This window comes from Providencia sneebia DSM 19967 (assembly GCF_000314895.2).
Classification (GTDB): Bacteria; Pseudomonadota; Gammaproteobacteria; order Enterobacterales; family Enterobacteriaceae; genus Providencia; species Providencia sneebia.
Genome location: NZ_CM001773.1, coordinates 3,114,325 through 3,137,669, shown reverse-complemented (window position 1 = coordinate 3,137,669; position 23,345 = coordinate 3,114,325). Strand labels below are relative to the sequence as shown.

The following is a 23,345-nucleotide window of genomic DNA, read 5'->3' as shown; positions in this document are numbered from 1 at the left end:
TTTCTTTATGAACCTGACTTTATAACGTCAAGGGAGATATATGATATGTCAATACCTCAATTACAGGATTATACGCTGCCTATTGCTCAGGAAATTCCTGTAAATAAGGTGAATTGGGCATTTGAGCCAGAATGTGCTTCATTGCTAATTCACGATATGCAGGATTATTTTGTTAGCTTCTGGGGTGAGGACTGCCAGATGCTGGAGCGAGTCATTAAAAATATTGCCGCGTTACGTCAGTATTGTAAAAAATATAATATTCCGGTCTATTACACCGCTCAGCCAAATGAGCAAAATGACGAAGATCGAGCGCTTCTTAATGATATGTGGGGACCGGGTCTTACACATTCTCCTGAGAAACAGAAAGTGGTCGATTTGCTAACACCCGATGAGAACGACATTGTCATGACGAAATGGCGTTACAGTGCGTTTCACCGTTCTTCGCTGGAACAAATGTTGAAAGATACTGGGAGGGATCAGCTCATCATTACTGGCGTGTATTCTCATATTGGGTGTATGACGACTGCAACTGATGCCTTCATGCGGGATATTAAACCGTTTATGGTGGCTGATGCCTTAGCCGATTTTAGTCGTGAAAAGCACCTTATGTCTTTGAAGTATGTTGCTGAACTTTCTGGACGAGTCGTCATGACTCAAGATTTATTATCGAGCTCTGTTCCTGCTAACAAAGATGTTTTGTGAACATTGGTGTTATCGCTTTAGGTTAAACCTAACATACTGTTTGAGAATGAAAATTTCATTGATAACGGCTTGGATGCTGCTCACATAATGGATTTGGCAAACGATTGGTGCAAAGTTTATAGCGATATCAATTTTGAGGTACTAGTAAAAATCCGACGATTGATGCGTGGTGGAAATTACTCTCCTGTGAGATGAAATAATGACGCGATTTGATTTTCAAGGTAAGACTGTCTGGATCACTGGGGCGGGTAAAGGTATTGGTTATACGAGCGCGCTAGCATTTGTAGAAGCTGGAGCGCAGGTAATTGGATTTGACCGCGAGTTTTTGCTGGAAAATTATCCGTTTAATACTCAAAAAATGGATGTGTCGAATGCGGCACAAGTCAAAGAAGTGTGCCAACGGCTATTACAACAAATTGACCAGTTAGATGTATTGGTGAATGCTGCTGGTATATTACACATAGGCGCTACCGACACATTGAACGCTGAAGAGTGGCAGCAAACTTTTGCCGTTAATGTTGGTGGGGCATTTAATCTGTTCCAGCAAACGATGGGACAGTTTCGTAAGCAGCAAAGGGGAGTTATTGTAACAGTCGCTTCTGATGCAGCACATATACCACGTATCGGTATGAGTGCTTATGGAGCATCTAAAGCTGCGTTAAAAAGTCTGACGCTGACAGTTGGACTGGAATTGGCTGGGAGTGGTGTTCGTTGCAATATTGTTTCCCCTGGGTCAACAGACACCGATATGCAGCGCAGTTTATGGAGTAATAGTGATGCTGAACAGCAGCGTATTCATGGTTTTTGCGAGCAGTTCAAATTAGGTATTCCTCTAGGTAAAATTGCTCGTCCGCAAGAGGTTGCCAGTACTATTTTATTCCTTGCCTCTGATCTTGCTAGCCATATTACATTGCAGGATATCGTGGTGGATGGAGGCTCAATCTTGGGAGCATAATGATAATCTGGAAGTAGTCTAGGCATTTAATTTATTGATAATGACCACTATATTTGATGAATATAAAAGAATTGATTCAATTAAAATAAATGATTTAACCTGTCAATTATAAAATTATTTTTATATATCGTAGTGTAATAAAAATATTATAAATTATATAGGTGAGTATATAGTGTCAAACTTATCGTTTAAATTTAAATATTCTATTTCCCCTGTTAGCTTTCCTATTCTTAGTCATAACCTTTTCTATTCTCAAATAGTTTTTCAATTAAACGATATTGATGAAAGTGATTTTTTGTATCATCAAATAACTTTACCAGCTAATTTTTCTAAAATGGTGGCAAAGAGGCGCTGTGAATTTTTAGCGGGAAGAATTTGTGCTCAATTATCCTTAAGAAAATTTAGCTTAACACAATATACCAATGTGGGTGTGGCTCTAGATAGAAGCCCTATTTGGCCAGAAGGTGTTATTGGTTCTATCACGCATTCATCCTCAATTGCAGCAGCTTGTGTTGCAAGTTCTCGCCTTTATAAAAATATTGGTATAGACAGTGAGGTCATTTTTAGTAATGAAATTGCGAATAGCATTAAGTCTGAAGTGATCAAATCTCAGGAACTTAATATAGTACAGGAACTTAATATAGTAAAAGATAAATTTTTATCTGAACCATTATTCATTACATTAATATTTTCTGCTAAAGAGTCTATCTTTAAAGCTATTTATAATGATGTTGGTTACATTTTTGATTTTGATTGCGTCATGTTAATTGAACTTAGTCAATGTGACATGCTATTTGTATTGACCGTTTCACTTTCATCAATATGGCAAGTGGGTGATAGAGTAAGGGTTGTTTATCGAATTGAGGGTGACCATGTTTATACCTCTATGGTTATACCTCGTACATAAATACCAATTAATATTAGTTAGCACCTAAGTTAACGGCTTGTTTTGTTAAAGATACTTATGTTGCAAGTGATATCCTGACGACAAAACCCTATTTATGATAAGGTTGAAAGCTTGATTGGTCATTGGTCGATGATTAAATAGCAGATGAATCACATGAGTATGCTTTTGCACTTGAAGGTTAACGGATTTGTTACTCGCTTAAATAATACGCTTTGTATTGAGCACCAGATGAAAGGCGCTCAATAACTATCCTAATTTAGCTAGCTTGTTTTGGAAAACCGTGTTTCTTGGCTGACAAAACGACAATCAAAGTAGCCGCTAACAACACCAATAACGTTGGGAAAAACGTTGAAACACCTTGTTTATCAAGTAATATACCGCCAATAATTCCCCCACCTGCAATAGCAATGTTCCAAGCTGTAACTAACATTGACTGTGCGACATCAGCAGCATCGCCAGCTGTTTTGGCTATTGCCGTCTGGAACAATGTTCCTGCCCCGCCAAAGGCAAGCCCCCAAGCACCTATCGCCAGATAAATCACACTCGGCATATTATCGGCTATCCCCAATACCAGTGCGGACAATCCAAACAATACGGTACAAGCTAGCGTCAATATACGTAGATGGCGATCAATTAGCACGCCAATAACCCAAATGCCCAGAAGTGAAGTGAGGCCAAACACAAGTAGCACCAAATCGATTCTTTCAGCCATTCCTGCTTTCATTAAAAATGGTGCAATATAGGTATAGAGAATGTTATGCGCTAACACAAAGAACAGAACTACGAGGAGAACGGGGCGGACGCCCGAAATGGTCAATACTCGCTTCAGTGGCAAACGTTTCCCAGCTTCTTGCCCATTAAAATCAGGAACCTGAATACGTACCCATAACATCAGTCCTAGTGCCAATATACTCATGATACCAAAACACATGCGCCAACTGACAAAATTACCAAGAAATGTACCAACAGGCACACCCAATGAAAGCGCTAAGGGCGCGCCCACCATTGCAATGGCAATTGCTTTTCCTTTTTGATGGTCGGGAACCAAGCGTGCGGCATATCCTGCCAATAATGCCCATAACAACCCTGCTGAAACCCCAGCTAAAAAACGCGCTACCATTATAAATGTAAAGCTGTTTGAAAAAGTTGTGACGGTATTTGCAACCACAAAACCTGCAATAGCCGATAAAAGTAATGGACGACGGCGTACACCTTGTGTTGCGGCAGTTAATGGAATTGCTGCAACTAATGATCCAATTGCATATAGGGTGACTAACTGCCCAGCAAGCGATTCAGATACATTCAAACCTGCGCTGATTTGTGGCAGTAATCCCGATGGTAGTGCTTCTGTAAGGATGGTAATGAATCCCGCTAATGCCATAGCTAATAGTGATGCAATGGGCATTGGGATATTTTGTGTACCGTTAAGCATTGTTGTAGAACTTGCCATAATCTTGCCTTTTTAAATATCAACAATGAGTTCTAATAACTCAAAATCAATATGACTGAGATGAAGGCACTCATGTTGCTGGGATTTACCATGAAAGACAATAATGCTAATGTTCATAACATATAGGACAAATATTCTTAAATAGGCAAAGTGATGGAATCATTAAATAGCATTGCGTTCTTTGTTCAAGCAGCAGAAACCCGCAGTTTTTCTGATGCAGGCCGCAACTTAGGTGTCTCTTCATCTGCTGTAGGTAAAAGTGTTTCTAGGCTGGAAGAACGGTTAGGAGTGAGATTATTTCATCGTAGTACGCGTAGCATCACTTTGACGGCAGAAGGTTCACTTTTCTTAGAGCGTTGTAGGCGTATTTTGTCTGAAATTGAGGCGGCCGAACTAGAGCTGTGTGCTACTCAACAGATGCCAAAAGGAAAGTTGCGCGTTAGCTTGCCGTTAGTCGGCATGTTGATCATGCCTGCAATCACGGCTTTCATGCAACGCTATCCTGCTATTGAGTTAGATATAGATTTTTCAGACCGCTTAGTTGATGTGATAGACGAGGGTTTTGATGTCGTAATACGCACAGGATTGCCTACAGACTCAAGGTTGATGTCACGACCTCTAGGCAATTATCATCTACAATTGGTTGCATCTCCAGCCTATTTAAATCATCATGGCACCCCTACAGAACCCGCCGATCTTGTTCATCATATCTGTTTGCAGCATAAATTCCCAAGTACCAATAAGCTGGAGGAGTGGCCGTTAAAGTGCGTTAAAGATGCACCTGAACTAATCATACCCACGTCGATGACAAGCAATAGTTCAGCAGCCTTGATGGATGTAGTTTTAGCAGGCTTGGGCATTGCATGCCTCCCTGATTTTATGACCCAAAAAGCCATTGAGAGAGGGGAGTTAGTCACGATAATGGATGAACAAATCGAGCATCAAGGCACTTTCCGTTTACTTTGGTCATCAAGTAAACACTTAGCCCCAAAATTACGAGTTTTTATTGATTTCATGATTGAAACGTTATTTGCAGAACAGACTGAGTTGCAGATAAACATGAAAAGAGTTTAGGTAAGCCACCGTTTCTGTGTTTGAGATCTCCCATTAACTTGATGCTTGGAACGAAAGAATATGTGGACTTTCAGAGCTCCCTTTTTAGGAGCTCAAGTTGAACTTGTATATTATTAGTTCTGACTCATTTTGGCTGTAAGCTTGCTAAAATACGCTCAGCTTGTGTCCACAGCAATGAACCGCCTTCATCTGCAAAAAGATAATGTTTGCAGTTGGGAAAACGTGTTGCCAGTGTTTTGCCAAAATCAGGAGAGTGAACTGTGCTGGTATCTTGCTGACCATACCATAATGAAACGGGGCAATAGATCTCTTCTGGACTAAAAGGCCATTGTTGAAATGAGATTAGTAAGTCTTGTATGTAGCCCCAATTTCCTTGATCAAATGCTCTGTATACACAATCTGTATATGCTTCGAGAAAAGTCTCTTCATTATAAATTTGCTGATCAACTTGCGCACTATAATGCAAGATAAATGCGAGCAGCCATGCGGCAGTGACATTCTTTTGTAGCCAATTAGAAAGCTCATCAGGTGTTTCAATAGCTTGTTTTTGTAAATTGAGAACATCGCTTTTTAATAAAGCTGCTGTGGTGGGATAGTCAAATTGATCTTGCCCTGAAGCAATAACTAGAGATTTAGGTTTGCCATAAAAAGCCAGTGCCATTGCAAATACTGCACCTTGAGAAAAACCGACTACAGAATAATGCGTAATATGTTGAGATTTTAATAACTGTTCAATATCAGCAGCATATCTTAAAAATGATTTTTGAGGATCTTGAGTTGATTCACCTAATCCCGCACGTTCAGGGACAATCAGACGAATATGTAACTTTTCTAGCAGGTCAATTCCAAAGCCTAATAAACCACTCATTCCGGCACCTGTACAAAAGATGACAGGAAAACCTGTTATTGGGCCAGATTCAAACCAACATAAATCGCGGCCATCAGATAATTTATAAAAATGTTGACGTGTATTTATTAATTTATTGCTCTGCATTGTCAATTCCTAAGAGATAAGATAGCTAATGTTGCAGCTATTAAAGTTAAATAAGAATATTATTTTTTTAATAATGGTATACAGACAGCATAATAAAATAATGAACAGTCATAATGCAAAAATTAATGTCAGAATTTACCTATTTTATTGATGAAGATTTGCTTATGAAAAATTTTCTTTCAAATAAAACGGTATAAATCAAATAAAAGTACTATTGTTATTAGTGGAAATACCTTATTTTACAAATAGCATAATCTCACTATTTGAACAGTTAATTGATTGAGGTTCTGCTATTCTAATTTTGTAGCCTAACAATCTATCCAAAAAGATATTCAATATGAATGAGGAGATGACAATGGTTCAATCTTATGAATTACGAGATGGTTTTCAAATCCCTAAAATTGGTTTTGGTACGTATGAATTGAATGGTGTGGAAGGAACTCGGATAATTGAAAACGCACTGTTAAACGGATATCGCTTAATTGATACAGCCTTTAATTATGAAAATGAAGGAATTGTCGGTAAGGCGATAAAAAATAGTTCAATTCCAAGAGATCAAATCACAGTTACATCAAAATTACCCGGTCGTCATCAACAATATAAACCTGCACTGCGCACTATCCAAGAATCAATCGCTCGCTTAGGTTTGGATTATGTCGATTTATATTTAATTCATTGGCCTAATCCAAAACAAGGTCAGTTTGTCGAAGCATGGCAAGCATTAATTGATTCACAAAAATCAGGATTAATTAGAAGTATTGGTGTATGTAATTTCCTTCCAGAGCATATCGATACTTTAGAATTAGAAACGGGTGTTTTACCTGTTATTAATCAAATTGAGTTGCATCCACGTTTTAATCAGCAAGAACAGCGCAAATATGATGAATCGAAAAATATTATTACTCAATCATGGAGCCCGTTAGGCAGGGCAGGTGAGGTGCTCGCTAATCATATATTGGTGGAACTTTCACATAAATATCAAAAAACAGTTTCACAGATTATTCTTCGTTGGCATTTGCAGCTCGATGCATTACCAATCCCTAAATCTTCAAAAGTTTCTCGCCAAATTGAAAATATTGATATATTTGATTTTGCATTATCGGCAGAAGATATGCAGAAAATTAATTCGATATCTTCATCCAATGGAAGAATTAAGGATCAAGATCCTGCTGTTTATGAAGAGTTTTAGTCATTCTGACTGATTTATGAGGCTTAATGAGTTGCGCTCATTAGGTTGTTTTAAAATGTCTTGCAAGAAGAGGGGTGGTAAAATCTTTTTTAAGATAAAAGCCCCTCGGCAATGTCATAATAGGTTGACCAAATTCACCAATTCCTTCTGTTAAAGCTTTGCTGTTAGCGGCTTTTGGGCGAATTTGCAAAACTTGTCCGTGACGCGCAGTAATTGTTTCAACCTTGCCTAACACAATTAAATCCATTAATTCTTCCCAATCTTGGCGTAATAATTGTTCTTCTAAAGGTGATGGGCTCCACAACAATGGACTAGCAACGCGACGTTCGGCAAGTGGAATTTGTCGTTCACCTTCAATTGGAAACCACAGCACTCGGGATAGTTTACGGCACACATGGCTATTTTCCCAAGTTACGCCGCTATTACCTGTTAAGGGCGCGACAGAGACAAATGTGGTTTCAAGTGGCACTCCATTTCGGTCGATAGGAATTGTTTTTAATTCTATTCCTATATTCGCGAAGTCTTGTTCAGGCTTACTCCCAGCAGTTGCCCCTAAAAAATATTCCAATAACATGCCAACCCAGCCTTTATCACGTTTGAGGTCAGGTGGTATAGGTAAGCCTGCATAATGAGCAAGCTCTCCCAGTGTGTATCCGGCAAGCGCAGTTGCTCGCGCCATAAGGACAGTTTCACTTTCAGGTGATGCTGGTGGTATAAATGTCATGATGGTGAAAAAATAGGCAAAAAAAAGTCATAAAGTTTGGTTAGTATATCATCATTTATTAGTGGTTATTAATCTATTGATATAAAAAGGTATATTACTAAATTATTCAATTTTGTTTTAAATCGAAAAGGGGTTATTCAAGTTCATCCCATGATAATCACAGGATCATTCACTGGGTTATCCACAGGATTATTGGATAACTGTGAAAAACAGGTATTACTGTGTGGATTTACAGGCTTGACGTGAGCATTTTATTGATCAGCATCACATAAAATGGATAACTTAAGTACATTACTTGTGGATAAAGCATACATTGATTGTTCTTTGTTCACTTGAACTCCTAAGGAAAAATGCTGAAAAGATAATCGCGGAATAAGAGTGATAAAATTCTGCTATTTATTTGATTTGAATAGGGTTAATAAAAATTGAAATTTCCTGATAAAAAAAGAATATTGGGATATACCCCGATTACTATCGGGTTGTTAACATAGATATCCACAGAAAAAGTGAATAACATCCATGTTAATATGGTTAGGTGTTTATAACTTTGTTCTTTTCTGTGTATACCCGTCATACTTCACACCACAGCATTGTTGGCTTCACTCTATTCCCCAAGTCACATACTTATGTATGCTCCTTGGAGGAATTTCGCTTGCCGCCTCGCTGTGATGTGAATGTTTTAGGGTATAGATGTACAAAGGAATGTCACCCTTCACACTACAGCATTGTTGGCTTCACTCKATTCCCCAAGTCACATACTTATGTATGCTCCTTGGAGGAATTTCGCTTGCCGCCTCGCTGTGATGTGAAWTWTTTAGGGTATAGATGTGGCTTAGGGGATTGATAAGAAGTGTGGTGATACTCAAAAMATGGTAGGGATTAGTTACGTAGGGTTTYATTAAGTATGATTATATTATTGGGTAAATATAAAGATAACCGCAAAAMWGTACAGCAAACCTCGCTGTACCTTTGACAGTTCGCTAAAATATTTTTGTTAAAATTAACGGTATATTGGTAGTAAATTAAATTGAGCAAGTAATTGGCAAATGATACCGACAACACCAAATGCAATTACAGCGTATATTAATCCTTTGCCTCCCCAGACTTTAAATCGAGAATCTGGGAAACGTTCTCTGACTTTAAGCGCCATAATAGCAGGGCAGATAATTGCCCATATACATGCTGCCATCCCTGCATAAGCAATTGCAATTAAAAAACCATTAGGGAATAACATGCAAAGTATTAAAGGAGGTAAGAAACATAATAATGCAGATTTCATACGTCCTGAGCTATTATCTTGAAAATTCAAAGATGCTAAAATGTAGTCAAATAAACCAATCGCAACACCTAAGAAAGAACAGAACACAGCACTAATTGAGAACCATAACAAGAACGTTGCAATGTGTGGGCTACTAAGTACGGAATATAAAGATTCAATAAAGGCGTCGAGGTTTCCTCCTTTATTAATGATGGTTAAAAACTCCGCTCTTGGTAAATTACCCATTGTACCTAATATCCATAAAAAATAGAGAACTAATGCTAATAAACAGCCAATAACACAGCTCTTAACTACTTTTCGCTCATTTTCATGATATAGCTTATAAAGGCTACATACATTGCCATGATAACCAAATGAGGTAATTGCATAAGGGATAATAATAAAGATAAAGGGAAGTAGAGATGCTTGTCCACCACCACCTGGTACTGTAAATAATAGATCAGTTTTTACAATTAAAAATAGTCCAGAGAAAGCCAATATAAATAATACGATTTTAATTAATAAAAATATTGATGTTAGACGGCTAGCACCAATACCACTCCACCAAATACTTGCTCCTAATATCAAGGTAAAGACAATAAATATTAACCTTAAATTAATGTCAAAACCGTATATATGAGCAGCTTCTTTAATTACAGAACCTGCTGCTGATATATAAGCGTAAATTAAAATGTATAAAACAAATATTAAAGCAGCATTGGCAAGGTAACAGGCCCATTTAGGTAATAATTCTTTAGAAATAAAAAAGTAATTAGTGCCTGAACCGTATTTTGATATACATTCAAGAATATATATCCCTGAGTGAAACATAAAAAAACAAACAACTAATAAAATAACAATTGAATTTATAAACCATGCTCCTGCCATAATAGTTGGCAAACTAAACATGCCAGCTCCTATCATGGCGCCACCGAGCACAAAGCCCCCTACAAATATAGAGGGTTCTTTCTTCGCTGACGAATTATTCATGGTACTTACCTTAGAAGTAAGGTTGAGGCTCCCGCATTGCACGGGAGCCTTTGAATTATTACTGATTATTTAATTGGTTTTAATCGAGCAGTAAAGTGTCTTAATACGGGTGGCTCATATTCAAAATCAAGGCCTTTTAATGTTGCAAATTTATCTTTCAGACCAATTAATGCATCTGCAATATAATCCATATGGTCGTTAGTGTAGACACGTCTTGCGATGGTTAAGCGCATAAATTCCATGTCTGCATGTTTTTGTTTACCGGTTTCTGGGTCACGGCCTAATAAGAATGAGCCGATTTCAACAGCACGAACACCGGATTCAAGGTAAAGCGCATTGATGACAGCTTGAGCAGGGAATTGGTCACCAGGGATTTGCGGAACAAGTTTTTTACAGTCAACAAAGACAGCATGACCACCCGTAGGGTATTGAATTGGAATACCGGCTTCGCGTAAGCGATCGCCTAGGTATTTTACTTGACCAATACGATAATGGAGATAATCTTCATTCGCACCTTCTTCAAGACCTTGTACCATCGCCGCCATATCACGGCCAGCTAAACCGCCATAAGTGACGAAACCTTCCATAGGGACACAGCGTTGTCTTGCTAAAGTAAAGATATGCTCATCATCTTTAATTGCAACTAATCCACCAATATTCAATAACGGGTCTTTCTTCGCTGACATGGTTAATGCATCAGCATATTTGTACATATCAAAGATAATTTCTTTAATAGTGGCATCTTTATATTTTGGATCACGCTCTTTAATAAAATATGCGTTTTCGCAGAAACGCGCTGAATCCATCACAACAAAAATATTGTGCTGTTTAGCTATTTCATAAACTTCTTTGAGGTTTTCCATTGAAACCGGTTGACCACCGGCACTATTACAAGTGACAGTTGAAACAATGGCAACGACGTTTTCAGCGCCATATTTAGCAATGTTATCTTTTAATTTTTGAATATCAAAGTTGCCTTTCCAATCATCATAAGTTTCAGAGTCGTAGGCTTTTTCAGTAACAATATTAATCGCTTTACAGCCATTTAATTCAACATGCGCCGCTGTAGTATCAAAGTGGAAGTTAGAAATAAAGACTGGATTTTTTGCGCCACCTTGTTCCTGTTTTACTTTTAATAATACAGGGAACAACATATTTTCAACACCACGACCTTGGTGAGCCGGAATAGTATATTCATAGCCAAACATCTCTTTAACTTTATTCTGTAAATCATAATAGTTACGAGATCCAGCATAAGCTTCATCGCCAGTGATCATTGCAGCCCATTGATGATCACTCATGGCATTAGTACCTGAGTCAGTTAATAAATCAATATAAACCGCGCTGCTTGGTAATAAGAATGGGTTATAACCGGCTTCTTTTAGTGCTATTTCACGTTCTTCTCTTGATGGAATGCGAATATTTTCTACCATTTTAATACGGAACGGTTCTACAATTCTTTTAGCCATGATAATACCTTTAATTTTTCATTAAATAATAAAAATAGAAATCTGAACTCATTGTAAATAAGTTAGCGATAACTTAGAGGGAAAAATAAAGGATTATTTATGAGGGAAAAAGAATGCAAGAGAAATATCAATATTGAACCATTTCTTCATATAGAAGAAACTCCTTGATATCAGCATTTCATTCAATAAAAACATACTATGACTCCTTTAATTAAGGATGTAGTACAACTGTTGCTATTATATATATAACAATTGTACACATATTTTAATTAGAATTGTCATTATTTTATACATGCATCACATTATTGTTTATAAACAGAATAACAGTATGAGGCTTGTCACAATAATAAATTTAGCTAAAATTTAACAAGTTAAAAATAAGTTTAATTTTAAAAAATATTTATTTAAAGGTATTTGTAATTATATTTTATAAAGTTTAATTGTTATTTTAAATATGAGCGGTTATATTTAAACGGGTATCTAACTTAAGTTAAGGTAATATTAAGTCAAATAAAAATTGTTTTATATTTATGTTAAAATTTAACTTAATGCTTATTTTAAAAGGAATTGGTAATTTATCAATAATAATGTTATTAAATATCAGATTGGCATTATTGTTTGGTATAAACCCTTACAACAAATTAGGTTAATAGACTTAATTGATAGCGTCATCAGCGGGTTTGAACCAAGCAGATTGAAAATCAAACCAACCAAAGGTATTCATTCTCGCGCCTCTCATTGTTTTTTGCCCTTGTAATTCAAGCCAATGATGAAATATTGGATGAAATATTTGGGATTCAACCAGCTTTTCACACCAAGCTTCGACATTAAATTTTTGTTGATGCCACAACGTGAGTTCATCAGAAAGTGTTGAGCCTAAACAACGACGTAATAACGGCAATTCGTATAGTGTCGCAAAAATTGAGAATTCGAGAGGTTTAAAAAAGTTAACTGTCGCAAGCCAAATATCGCTTTCTACGGCGCCTTCAAACCATTGGTCATAATCAACTGTTTGAATAATCAGTTCAACTCCTTGAGTTTTTAAGAGTTGTTTCATTATTTGGCTAATTGCATAAAACTCATGGTGTTTATCATAAAATGTAATGGTTAATTCATGTAAATCAGCAGGTTTTTGGCTAGGAGTAAAGATTCGGCAATGGTGCCAATGTAACAAAAGCCCGTAAGCCGGTGCCCAATGCCGCTGATAAAATGATTCACAGTGTGCTAATAAAGTAATCGGATTCAAAAAACTGCATATCCATTTACGTACATCATCTCGTTGAGATGCTTTTGAGCGCTGATCCATTAATAAAAAATAACAGCCTTCTTCCATTCTACTTTCTAAGGAATCATTTGCCTTATTGTCACTATCCATTTTTAACGTTGTGCACACCATTTGCTCTGCAAGTTCAGGCACGACCCAAATCGTCACTTCATCCAGCAATGCTCTATAACCAAAATACCGATCAAAAGCTGTAATTGTCAGTTTTTGCGGAATATTTTTTTCGACAAAATAAGGTCCTGTTCCAATCGGCCGCTTATTGAAGCTTGGAATATTTTTCCATTCTTTCGGGATTATTGCGGCATGTGGGCTGCCAAGTAACAGTGGGAGCTGCAAATCGGGTTCATTTAAGTGAATGTCAATCACATAGGGACGAGGTGAGGAGACTGAATGAAGATGAGAAAATAATGGCCAACATTCTTTTAAACGCAATAATGAGCTAATGATATCTTCGACAAGCATTTCACGGCCGTGATGAAAATTAATGGCTGGTCGCAAATAAAAACGCCAATGTGTCTCATTAATAGCTTGCCAGTAATGAGCGATACCATTTTCAACTTCCCCTTTTTCCTCATTTATATGGGTTAGCCCGTTAAATATCTGACTCATTAAATGGACTTCAGAGCGCCGCATTGGTGTTCCCGGCATTAAATTAGGGAAATCACGATAATAAATGATACGAAGAAGGTTTTTACCTTGCCGATAGCTTCGCTCCAACTCAGAAAGTACCATTTGGCGGATAGTCTCTTTATCGCCTACCAAAGCGACCAATTTTTCAATACTTTCTTCTTTTAATAAGTGTTCAGCTTGTGCCTGTTGTAGCTCTAATCCATTAATATGAAAAATAAGGGTTGAACGTTTGCCACGGCCTGATTCCGCTTGCCAGCTAATCCAACCATTTTTTTGCATATTATTGAGCAAGGTACGAACATGACGCCGCGAACAAAATAACATATCCGCAATATGTTGGAGTGTCGTTTCGCTATCTTGTCCTTGGAAATGTTGCCAGAGACGAACGAATTGGGTTTGTAAACGAGAAGTAGACATAAAAGAGGAACTCCGCTGGCAATCATATCAATTTTTATATTTTGATATCCGGTGATAATAGGTCTTAGTAAGTAGCTCGTTAAACCAGTCCATTTACTGGTTAACTCCCCCAATTATTGAGTAATGGTAATATACCAGCCGATAGCCACACTATCGGCCTTTTTTCTTGTATTTATTAAAGTGTTTTGATCTCAACATGCAATTGAGCAAAGTGATGTGTTAATAATAGGGAAGTTAGTGCAATCAATAAACGGATAAAAATATAAATTGTTCCGCTTTTTTGAGAAAGCTCACAGAAAGCAAGGAGATTGGATGAATTATCATAAAGATACGCCTGCAAGCGCAGGCGTAAGAATGGAGATTAATTGAAGATCAGTTCATGAAAGCGGGGATTTTATTTTCATACTCTATAATTTGATCGACATGTTGTAGCGTCAATCCAATACTGTCTAATCCATTCATCATACAGTGACGGCGGAAGCTATCAATTTCAAAATGATATGTCTTATCACCCGCTTTAACGGTTTGATGTTCCAAGTCAACAATAAATTGGCAACCTTCATTACTATTGACATAGTTAAACAGCTCATCGACTTCGTGATCACTCAATTTAATTGGTAATAATTGGTTGTTGAATGAGTTGCTATAAAAAATATCCGCAAAACTCGGCGCAATCACAACTTGGATACCAAAGTCAGTTAAAGCCCACGGAGCATGTTCCCTTGATGAACCACAACCAAAGTTTTCACGTGCCAATAATATACTTGCACCTTTAAATACAGGTTTATTCAGGACAAAGTCAGGATTAGGTTGTTGCCCTGCATCATCAAGAAAGCGCCAGTCATTAAATAAGTGCTGACCAAATCCTGTTCGCGTGACTTTTTGTAAAAATTGTTTTGGGATAATTGCATCAGTATCGACATTAGCGGCATCTAAAGGTGCGACAATACCTATATGAGTGATTAACTTTTCCATTTTTTATCTCCTTTAGGCCTGAATGTCACGAACATCAGCAAAATGACCATTGATTGCAGCAGCCGCCGCCATTGCAGGGCTGACCAAGTGCGTTCTTCCAGCTCGACCTTGGCGACCTTCAAAGTTACGGTTACTTGTTGATGCACAACGTTCACCCGGATTTAAGCGGTCATTATTCATTGCAAGGCACATTGAACATCCAGGTAAGCGCCACTCGAAGCCTGCATCAATAAAGATTTTATCTAAACCTTCTTGCTCAGCTTGTGCTTTTACGGGACCAGAACCCGGAACAACAATAGCTTGAACGCCTGATGCGACTTTTTTACCTTTAGCGACAGCAGCAGCAGCTCTTAAATCTTCAATTCGTGAGTTTGTACAAGAACCAATAAATACCTTATCAATTTTTACATCTGATAATTTAATACCCGATTCTAATCCCATATAAGCTAATGCTTTTTCAGCAGAGGCTCTTTCTACAGGATCATTAAATGACTCTGGTGAAGGAATATATTCATTAATTGCAATGACTTGTCCGGGGTTTGTTCCCCAAGTCACTTGTGGTGCGATTTCACTTGCTTGTAATGTAATGACTTTATCGAATTGAGCGCTTTCATCCGTTTTTAATGTTTTCCAATAGGCAACGGCATCATCCCAATCTTGCCCTTTAGGCGCAAATTGGCGACCTTTCATATAAGCAAATGTTGTTTCATCCGGTGCAATAATGCCCGCTTTAGCACCTAACTCAATGGCCATATTACAGACCGTCATTCTGCCTTCCATACTGAGGTTTTCAATTGCTTCGCCACAAAACTCAACAATATAACCTGTACCACCAGCACTTCCTGTTTTTCCTATAATGGCAAGTACAATATCTTTTGCTGTAATGCCGGCAGGAGCTTTACCAATGACTTCAATTTTCATTGTTTTAGCACGAGCTTGTTTTAATGTCTGAGTCGCCATGACATGTTCAACTTCAGAGGTACCAATCCCAAATGCCAAAGCACCAAAAGCGCCATGAGTTGCGGTATGTGAATCACCACAAACAATGGTCATTCCCGGTAAAGTAATACCTTGCTCCGGTCCCATCACATGTACAATACCTTGATAGGGATGATTAAGATCATACAGAGTCACGCCGAATTCTTGGCAATTTTTCATTAATTCTTGCATTTGAATGCGAGCCATATCGCCACAAGCATTGATATCTTTTGTTTGCGTGGAAACGTTATGATCCATGGTTGCAAAGGTTTTGCTTGGCTGGTGCAAACGACGATTTTTGGTTCTTAATCCGTCAAAAGCTTGTGGCGAAGTGACTTCATGCACCAAATGGCGATCAATATAGATAAGTGGTATCTCATTATCGATTTCACGAACCACATGCGCATCGTATAATTTTTGATATAAAGTCTTAGCCATCTTATGCTCCTTCTGCAATATAACGAGTGATGATATCACCCATTTCACTGGTACTGACTGCCTGCCCATTGCCTGCTAAATCCGCAGTACGGTAGCCGTCTTCTAATGCCTTATTCACTGCTTTTTCAATTGCATCAGCAGCATCATTTTGGTTTAAGCTAAAACGTAGCAACATGGAGAGTGATAAAATTTGAGCAATAGGATTAGCAATGTTTTTGCCCGCAATATCGGGTGCTGAACCACCAGCTGGTTCATATAAGCCAAATCCACTTTCATTCAAACTTGCAGAAGGCAACATGCCCATAGAGCCAGTAATCATGGCGCATTCATCTGATATAATATCGCCAAACAAATTAGAGCACAGCACAACATCAAATTGAGATGGCGCTTTAATCATCTGCATCGTCGCGTTATCAATATACATATGATTAATTTCAACATCTGGGTATTCTTGAGCAATTTGATTAACAACTTCACGCCATAATACAGAGCTTTGTAATACGTTTGCTTTATCAATTGACGTCACTTTATGGCTACGTTTACGTGCTGATTCAAAGGCAATTCGCGCAATACGCTCTATTTCATAGCGGTGATAAACTTCAGTATCAAAAGCATATTCTTCTTGGCCTTCACCTTGACGACCTTTTGGTTGACCAAAATAGATACCGCCAGTTAATTCACGGACACACAGAATATCAAAGCCTTGAGCTGCAATATCAGCACGCAGTGGGCAAAATGCCTCAAGTGCTTGGTACAAACGAGCCGGGCGTAAATTACTAAATAATTTGAAGTGTTTACGTAATGGCAGCAATGCGCCACGCTCAGGTTGGCTATCTGGCGGTAAATTTTCCCATTTAGGCCCACCCACTGAACCGAACAACACGGCATCAGCATTTTCACAACCCGTGACGGTTTCTGCTGGCAAAGGTTTGCCATGACGATCAATGGCAATTCCACCAACATCATATTCTTTTGTGGTTAATGACAATGCAAACCGTTTACTGATTGCATTTAATACTTTTTGGGCTTGTGCCATAACTTCTGGGCCAATTCCGTCTCCAGGTAATACGGCGATATGATAGCTCTTAGACATTGTTATACTGCTTCCTTTGTGTTCGATTGTGATTCGTTGTGATTTATTTTTTGTTTTTCTTTTTCGACTTGTTCTGAGCGCCAGATACTATTAATAACGTGCACCATTGCTTTACCTGATGATTCGACGATATCTGTTGCTAAACCCATGCCATGAAAACGGCGGTTAAAACATTCAACAACAATATCAACTTGCCCTAATGCATTTTCGCCTTGTCCTTTAGCGGATAATTGGTAAGAAACCAATTTTATTGGGTAATTAGTAATTTTATTAATGGCTTGATATACCGCATCAACAGGACCATTTCCGGTTGCCGCTTCAGATTTTACTTCTGTACCACAGCGCATTTTGACAGTTGCAGTTGCAACAATGCTAGAACCGGACTGAGTACTAAAATAATCCATCGCGAAATGATCTGTTTCATCGTGTTGTTTGGTGAAGAAAGCCAAAGCTTCTAAGTCATAATCAAAGACTTGACCTTTTTTATCAGCCAAATTTAAGAATGCTTTGTACAATTCATCTAAATTGAAATCTTTACCTTCTTGGTAGCCCATCTCCTCCATACGATGTTTGACAGCCGCGCGACCTGAACGTGATGTTAAGTTCAACTGCACCGCTTTTAAACCAATAGATTCTGGCGTCATAATTTCGTAGGTTTCACGATTTTTCAAAATACCATCTTGGTGAATACCAGAAGAGTGAGTAAAGGCATTACTACCAACAACAGCTTTATTGGCTGGAATTGGGGTATTACATAATTGGCTAACTAATTGGCTGGTACGATAGATTTCTTTATGGTTAATATTCGTGTGAACACCTAACATTTGTTCACGTAATTTAATCGCCATAATGACTTCTTCTAATGCGGTATTACCCGCGCGTTCACCTAATCCATTAATCGTGCCTTCAACTTGGCGAGCACCAGCTTGAATAGCGGTAATTGAGTTTGCAACTGACATACCCAAATCATCATGGCAGTGAACTGAAATAATTGCTTTATCAATATTAGGAACACGGTTAAACAACGTTTGTATAATATTTCCAAATTGGTAAGGCGTAGTGTAGCCAACTGTGTCAGGAATATTGACAGTTGTTGCGCCTGCGGTGATAGCAGCCTCAACAATACGGCATAAGTTATCAATATCGGTACGACCTGCATCTTCACATGAAAATTCAACATCATCAGTAAAGCGACGAGCATATTTTATCGAGCCAATCGCCATATCCATAATGTCGTCAAATGTTTTACGTAATTTCTTTTCAACGTGCAAAGCTGATGTGGCTAAAACCATATGCAAACGAAATGCTTCAGCAACACTCAATGCTTGGGCTGATGCATCAATATCATTAATCACACAGCGAGATAATGCACAAATACGGCTATTTTTGATTTCACGCGCAATAGTTTGAACTGACTCAAAATCACCTGGGGAAGAGACAGGGAAGCCAGCTTCGATGACATCAACACCCAAGCGCTCTAAAGCAAATGCGATTTGTAATTTCTCTTTAACCGATAAGCTAGCTTGTAAGGCTTGCTCGCCATCACGTAAGGTCGTATCAAAAATAATAACTTGGTTGCTCATGTTGTGTTCCTCGAATGCGTGATTTGTTGTTATTTTTGCGATGCTGGCGGGCATAAAAAAACCCGCGGCTAGCGCGGGTTTTTATCTTCTGGACTGTAACTCGTTATCTTCCGTCCATAAGCATACCGCGCATATTGGATGCGAGTAGTAGTAGGCTTAGTAGGCGGATGAATTTAATCATTGTTACGGTCTCTTAAATTTACGTTTAATCAATCTGTATTTATTGATACGTGATCTTTTCCCTGATGTCAATCTTAGATTTTTTTAACCTATTTTACGAATTTTGAATCATCACCATGACTTAGTGATTGTGACTGATTTCTAAATTTTTAGTGATGTTTTTACCTATATTTTATAGGAAATGAGGGAGTAAAATTCTTTTCATGAAATGATACGACAAATGCATAGCATAAGTTAATTGTTTTGGTGTTTTTTTGAGCGCATTAGGGCGGGGGGATATTGTTTGCAGGTGATATATTGCAAATATAAATAACAAATAATAATAGTTTTTAATTTGTTAATTATAAAATAAATGAATGATTTAAAAATAATCCTATAATGGGATTGTTTAGTTAATCGAGATGATATTTATTATGATTTATTTTTAAAATTGTTTTATTATTTTGAAACTGACAAAGGTGATTTAAATGAATGCATTGGAATTATTATATTGATGAATACCTTCACTTTATTAGATTGTTTATTAATTATAGATGATTGATTAAGTGTCGTTTTTATATATGCAGGGAACATAATAAGACTTATCCTTGATAAGTTTTTTGAAAAATAATTTTTGATGAATATATATAACACCTTAATTAAAAGGGTTAGCTTTCATTAAATGAAAAAATGATAAATACCTTTATTGGAGTAAATAATGACTGATTTTGATACAATTTCTCTAGCAAAAAAAGAAAATAGTGATATCCATTTGCGAAATGTCGACTTGAATTTACTGACAGTCTTCGATGTTGTTATGCAAATGCAAAACGTGACAAAAGCGGCTCAAATTCTTGGTATGTCACAACCCGCGGTAAGTAATGCAGTATCTCGTTTAAAATCAATGTTTAATGATGAGCTTTTTGTTCGTTATGGCCGGGGGATACAGCCAACCTCTCGAGCAAAACAGCTTTTTGGGCCAGTTAGACAAGCACTTCAATTAGTTCATAATGAATTACCGGGTGCAGGATTTGACCCTAAATTGAGTGAAAGAGTGTTTAATCTTTCAGTGTGTTCGCCACTAGATATTCGCTTGGCAGCTAGTATTGTTGAAAAGTTTAAAAAAGTATCACCTAATATTAATTTAAATATTCATTGTTTTTTAGATAATAACATTGAACATAAATTAAAATATTTAGAGACTGACTTCTCTATTAGCTATAATCTATTCGAAAAAAACGAATATCAACATCAGGTTTTATTTAATGATGAATTAATACTTGTTGTTGCAAATAATCACCCACGTATAATTGATAGCGTGACAAATGATGTTTTAATGAATGAAAAACATGCGGTAATGTCATTGGATAATGTGGGGTCTTTCAGTAAAGAATATTATGATAATACGGATCTATTTCATACAATTAATTATCAAGGTACTGATTTAAATAGTGTCCTAAATATTGTTGCTCAGACTGATTTAGTGGCAATTGTTCCTAAATGGTTGGTTGAACAATCAGCAAACTTGTTGTCATTACGCACAATTACGTTACCTTGGAATACAACAACCCGACCTTGCTATCTAACTTGGCATGAATCAACAGCACGTGATAAAGGCCATCAATGGATGAAAACGCAATTTTGTCAATTAATCGAAGAGATTACTGCTAAATAAAGTTTTAGAGTAGAACATATTGACTCTAAATTGCTTTATTAGCATCGTTACTAGCTACCCAAGTCACATACTTCTGTATGCATCTTGGGGTAGCTTCAAGGGTTAATGCCTATCTGATATATCGTCATAACTTTTTAAAATGAAAGATTATTCTGTTCATTTATTCCTTGTGTGATGATGAACCTAAATAATATTTGCATAATCTTTACATAATATCTCTTTTCTCATTCCTATTTACTCTATAAACTCCAAGTGTTTCAGCTAACAAGTGTAAGCTGAAATGATTAGCTAACGAAGCATCTCGTGAGTATGCCGGATGACTTCAGTTAACAACTGTACATAGGAAAAAAACTTTGATTACTGAAAATCTTTATCCATACCATTTGGTCAATCGCTTGCAAAGTTGGTTTCATAAACCCGATGCGGCGAGCCGGATAGCTTTCAGTCAATGGCATGACGGTCAACAAAGTCATATGACATGGCATGAAGTAGAGGAACATTCATCTGCGATTGCACGCCATCTCCTCGCGCTTAATGTCGATATACAGGAAAATATAGGGTTATTTGCACACAATAGTATGAATTGGTCACTTGTCGACTTAGCTATCTTGCAAATTAGGGCGGTTACTGTGCCTTTATATGCGACTAGTAGTCTTGATCAAGCCGCTTATATTATTAATGATGCGAATATTCGAATTTTATTTGTTGGTGGATTAGAACAATATCAAATTGCTTGCCAACTAAAATCAAGATGCCCTCAGTTAACGTCGATTATTGTTCTTAACGAAAACGAAGAGATTACCTTTAAAAAACAGCCAATTGATTCTTGTACACTTTCTCATTTCATCTCTTCTGCTCAGCCTGAATATCAAAATGCGTTGAACAAACGAATTGCTGAGCAAAATCATAGTGACCTCTTTACCATCATTTATACATCAGGCACGACGGGCGAGCCAAAAGGTGTCATGTTGGATTATAGCAACATGGAAGCTCAACTTTATCTTCATGACCAACGTTTGAAACTAACATCCGATGATGTTTCTTTAAGCTTTTTGCCACTTTCTCATGTTTTTGAACGCGCTTGGAGCTTCTATGTTATGCATGTAGGAGCACGCAATGTTTATTTGACTGAAACTAATGCTGTTAGAGAAGCCATGGTTGATGTTAAACCCACTGTGATGTGCGCGGTTCCTCGTTTCTATGAAAAAGTGTACAGCGTGATACAAAGTAAAGTTGCTAATGCACCATTACATCGTCGACTGATGTTTAATTGGGCGATTGCACAAGGTCAGAAAAGAACTCGTGCATTGACAAAAAATAGTAAAACTAATGCATTAAATGGCCTGCTATATAAAATTGCTGACAAACTAGTGTTAGCTAAGCTTCGCCAAGTTTTAGGCGGTAGAATTCGTTTTATGCCGGCTGCTGGCGCACGTTTGGATGATAATATTATTGCATTCTTTTTAGCTGCTGGTATCGATATTAAATATGGCTACGGAATGACGGAAACATGTGCAACTGTGTCTTGTTGGGAAGAAAATCATTATCCATTAGGTTCCATTGGTACACCACTTTCGGCAGTTGAAGTGCGTATTGGTCAAGATGACGAAATTCAAGTCAAAGGGCCTGTCGTGATGAAAGGCTATTATAACCGCCCAGAAGAAACAGAATCTGCCTTCACTCATGATGGTTGGTTAAAAACGGGGGATGCAGGAAAAATTGATGTGCATGGCAACTTATATATTACGGATCGTTTGAAAGATTTGATGAAAACGTCTAACGGGAAATATATTGCTCCGCAAATGATTGAAGGGATTTTAGGGCAAGATAGGTTTATTGAGCATATTGCGGTGATTGCAGATGCGCGTAAATTTGTCTCAGCGCTGATAGTACCTTGTTATGATTCTTTGGAAGAATATGCGCGCTCAATTAATTTAATTTATCGCGACCGTTTAGAGCTCCTCAAAGATTCAAGTATTGTTGCTTTATTTGATAAACGCCTAAAAGAGCTGCAAAAAAACTTTGAACATTTTCATCAAGTGAAACGTTTTACATTACTTCCCGTCAATTTCTCAATGGAAAATGGCGAATTAACACCAACCTTAAAATTACGTCGAAAAATTATTTCAGAGCGTTATCAATCTGAAATTGAATCAATGTATCAAGAGTAAAACCTATATTTATCGCCGGATATTCTATGATATCCGGCTATTCACTGCACTGTTTTTCATCGTTTTCTGGTGTAAATTACCAGAACCTAGTATTTATCCAGTTTATAACTCCGGCAAAGTGATTAGATAAAGTGAATGTTAATTTTTGACATTTTTTCTAAAGAAAAGCCGTTTGCGTCACTCCAATCTCAACGCTATGTTAATAATGGTCATCTACCTACAAGCTTCAGCT

General features: G+C 37.5%; 16 protein-coding genes and 1 pseudogene. 7 read left to right on the top strand and 10 right to left on the bottom strand.

Features of this window, described 5'->3' with window-relative positions:
• Window positions 1-45 precede the first annotated feature (45 nt).
• From OO7_RS13180 to OO7_RS13170, 3 genes and pseudogenes are all read left to right on the top strand, one after another.
• A pseudogene (locus OO7_RS13180) lies at window positions 46-902 on the top strand (isochorismatase family protein).
• The gene (dhbA, locus tag OO7_RS13175) at window positions 902-1,657 is read left to right on the top strand and encodes a 2,3-dihydro-2,3-dihydroxybenzoate dehydrogenase (RefSeq protein ID WP_008916419.1); all 756 of its coding nucleotides are present in this window, start codon (window positions 902-904) and stop codon (window positions 1,655-1,657) included. The pseudogene OO7_RS13180 and the gene dhbA overlap by 1 nt, the downstream one beginning before the upstream one ends.
• A 172-nt stretch (window positions 1,658-1,829) precedes the next feature.
• Entirely contained in the window at window positions 1,830-2,564 is a 735-nt protein-coding gene (locus OO7_RS13170) for a 4'-phosphopantetheinyl transferase family protein (protein WP_008916418.1), read from the top strand.
• A 256-nt stretch (window positions 2,565-2,820) separates the two neighbouring features.
• Here the strand turns inward: OO7_RS13170 and OO7_RS13165 are convergent, their stop codons facing one another.
• Entirely contained in the window at window positions 2,821-4,014 is a 1,194-nt protein-coding gene (locus OO7_RS13165) for an MFS transporter (protein ID WP_008916417.1), read from the bottom strand.
• Between the two features lie 153 nt (window positions 4,015-4,167).
• Here OO7_RS13165 and OO7_RS13160 point away from each other — a divergent pair, with 153 nt between their 5' ends.
• Window positions 4,168-5,088, top strand: a complete 921-nt coding sequence (locus OO7_RS13160) for a LysR family transcriptional regulator (RefSeq protein WP_008916416.1) — start codon at window positions 4,168-4,170, stop codon at window positions 5,086-5,088.
• Window positions 5,089-5,212: 124 nt separating this feature from the next.
• Here OO7_RS13160 and OO7_RS13155 read toward each other — a convergent pair whose 3' ends face one another.
• Complete coding sequence (locus OO7_RS13155; RefSeq protein WP_008916415.1) at window positions 5,213-6,082, bottom strand: alpha/beta fold hydrolase; 870 nt, start codon at window positions 6,080-6,082, stop codon at window positions 5,213-5,215.
• Window positions 6,083-6,437: 355 nt separating this feature from the next.
• Between OO7_RS13155 and OO7_RS13150 the strand changes: the two genes are divergently transcribed.
• Entirely contained in the window at window positions 6,438-7,271 is an 834-nt protein-coding gene (locus OO7_RS13150; protein ID WP_008916414.1) for an aldo/keto reductase, read from the top strand.
• 40 nt (window positions 7,272-7,311) lie between these two features.
• Here the strand turns inward: OO7_RS13150 and mutH are convergent, their stop codons facing one another.
• The 8 genes from mutH to leuA all read right to left on the bottom strand — a co-directional run bounded on the left by mutH (window position 7,312) and on the right by leuA (window position 19,108).
• Window positions 7,312-7,995: a DNA mismatch repair endonuclease MutH gene (gene mutH / locus OO7_RS13145; RefSeq protein WP_043892723.1), complete on the bottom strand. Its 684-nt coding sequence runs from the start codon at window positions 7,993-7,995 to the stop codon at window positions 7,312-7,314.
• Window positions 7,996-8,995: 1,000 nt separating this feature from the next.
• Entirely contained in the window at window positions 8,996-10,243 is a 1,248-nt protein-coding gene (locus OO7_RS13140) for an aromatic amino acid transporter (protein WP_043892722.1), read from the bottom strand.
• A gap of 65 nt (window positions 10,244-10,308) precedes the next feature.
• A complete protein-coding gene (locus tag OO7_RS13135; protein ID WP_008916411.1) occupies window positions 10,309-11,712 on the bottom strand; it encodes a tryptophanase in 1,404 nt (467 codons plus the stop codon).
• A 655-nt stretch (window positions 11,713-12,367) separates the two neighbouring features.
• Window positions 12,368-14,041: an HTH-type transcriptional regulator SgrR gene (sgrR, locus tag OO7_RS13130; protein WP_008916410.1), complete on the bottom strand. Its 1,674-nt coding sequence runs from the start codon at window positions 14,039-14,041 to the stop codon at window positions 12,368-12,370.
• A 372-nt stretch (window positions 14,042-14,413) separates the two neighbouring features.
• Complete coding sequence (gene leuD / locus OO7_RS13125; protein ID WP_008916409.1) at window positions 14,414-15,016, bottom strand: 3-isopropylmalate dehydratase small subunit; 603 nt, start codon at window positions 15,014-15,016, stop codon at window positions 14,414-14,416.
• Between the two features lie 12 nt (window positions 15,017-15,028).
• Window positions 15,029-16,432 (bottom strand): 3-isopropylmalate dehydratase large subunit, encoded by a 1,404-nt coding sequence (leuC, locus tag OO7_RS13120; RefSeq protein WP_008916408.1) that lies wholly within the window; start codon window positions 16,430-16,432, stop codon window positions 15,029-15,031.
• Between the two features lies 1 nt (window position 16,433).
• A complete protein-coding gene (gene leuB, locus OO7_RS13115; protein ID WP_008916407.1) occupies window positions 16,434-17,525 on the bottom strand; it encodes a 3-isopropylmalate dehydrogenase in 1,092 nt (363 codons plus the stop codon).
• A gap of 2 nt (window positions 17,526-17,527) precedes the next feature.
• Window positions 17,528-19,108, bottom strand: coding sequence for a 2-isopropylmalate synthase (leuA, locus tag OO7_RS13110; RefSeq protein ID WP_008916406.1), 1,581 nt, complete (start codon window positions 19,106-19,108; stop codon window positions 17,528-17,530).
• Between the two features lie 877 nt (window positions 19,109-19,985).
• Here leuA and leuO point away from each other — a divergent pair.
• Window positions 19,986-20,942 carry a transcriptional regulator LeuO gene (gene leuO, locus OO7_RS13105; RefSeq protein ID WP_008916405.1) on the top strand — a complete coding sequence of 319 codons (957 nt, stop codon included), beginning with the start codon at window positions 19,986-19,988 and terminating at the stop codon, window positions 20,940-20,942.
• 353 nt (window positions 20,943-21,295) lie between these two features.
• Window positions 21,296-23,113, top strand: coding sequence for an AMP-dependent synthetase/ligase (locus OO7_RS13100; RefSeq protein ID WP_008916404.1), 1,818 nt, complete (start codon window positions 21,296-21,298; stop codon window positions 23,111-23,113).
• Window positions 23,114-23,345: the final 232 nt, after the last annotated feature.

Bases quoted from the DNA above. Each gene is read 5' to 3' on its own strand.
- OO7_RS13165 (WP_008916417.1), bottom strand. From the start codon at position 4,014: ATGGCAAGTTCTACAACAATGCTTAACGGTACACAAAATATCCCAATG.
- dhbA (WP_008916419.1), top strand. From the start codon at position 902: ATGACGCGATTTGATTTTCAAGGTAAGACTGTCTGGATCACTGGGGCG.
- mutH (WP_043892723.1), bottom strand. From the start codon at position 7,995: ATGACATTTATACCACCAGCATCACCTGAAAGTGAAACTGTCCTTATG.
- OO7_RS13160 (WP_008916416.1), top strand. From the start codon at position 4,168: ATGGAATCATTAAATAGCATTGCGTTCTTTGTTCAAGCAGCAGAAACC.
- leuO (WP_008916405.1), top strand. From the start codon at position 19,986: ATGACTGATTTTGATACAATTTCTCTAGCAAAAAAAGAAAATAGTGAT.
- leuC (WP_008916408.1), bottom strand. From the start codon at position 16,432: ATGGCTAAGACTTTATATCAAAAATTATACGATGCGCATGTGGTTCGT.
- leuA (WP_008916406.1), bottom strand. From the start codon at position 19,108: ATGAGCAACCAAGTTATTATTTTTGATACGACCTTACGTGATGGCGAG.
- OO7_RS13135 (WP_008916411.1), bottom strand. From the start codon at position 11,712: ATGGCTAAAAGAATTGTAGAACCGTTCCGTATTAAAATGGTAGAAAAT.
- OO7_RS13140 (WP_043892722.1), bottom strand. From the start codon at position 10,243: ATGAATAATTCGTCAGCGAAGAAAGAACCCTCTATATTTGTAGGGGGC.
- OO7_RS13155 (WP_008916415.1), bottom strand. From the start codon at position 6,082: ATGCAGAGCAATAAATTAATAAATACACGTCAACATTTTTATAAATTA.
- sgrR (WP_008916410.1), bottom strand. From the start codon at position 14,041: ATGTCTACTTCTCGTTTACAAACCCAATTCGTTCGTCTCTGGCAACAT.
- OO7_RS13150 (WP_008916414.1), top strand. From the start codon at position 6,438: ATGGTTCAATCTTATGAATTACGAGATGGTTTTCAAATCCCTAAAATT.
- leuB (WP_008916407.1), bottom strand. From the start codon at position 17,525: ATGTCTAAGAGCTATCATATCGCCGTATTACCTGGAGACGGAATTGGC.
- leuD (WP_008916409.1), bottom strand. From the start codon at position 15,016: ATGGAAAAGTTAATCACTCATATAGGTATTGTCGCACCTTTAGATGCC.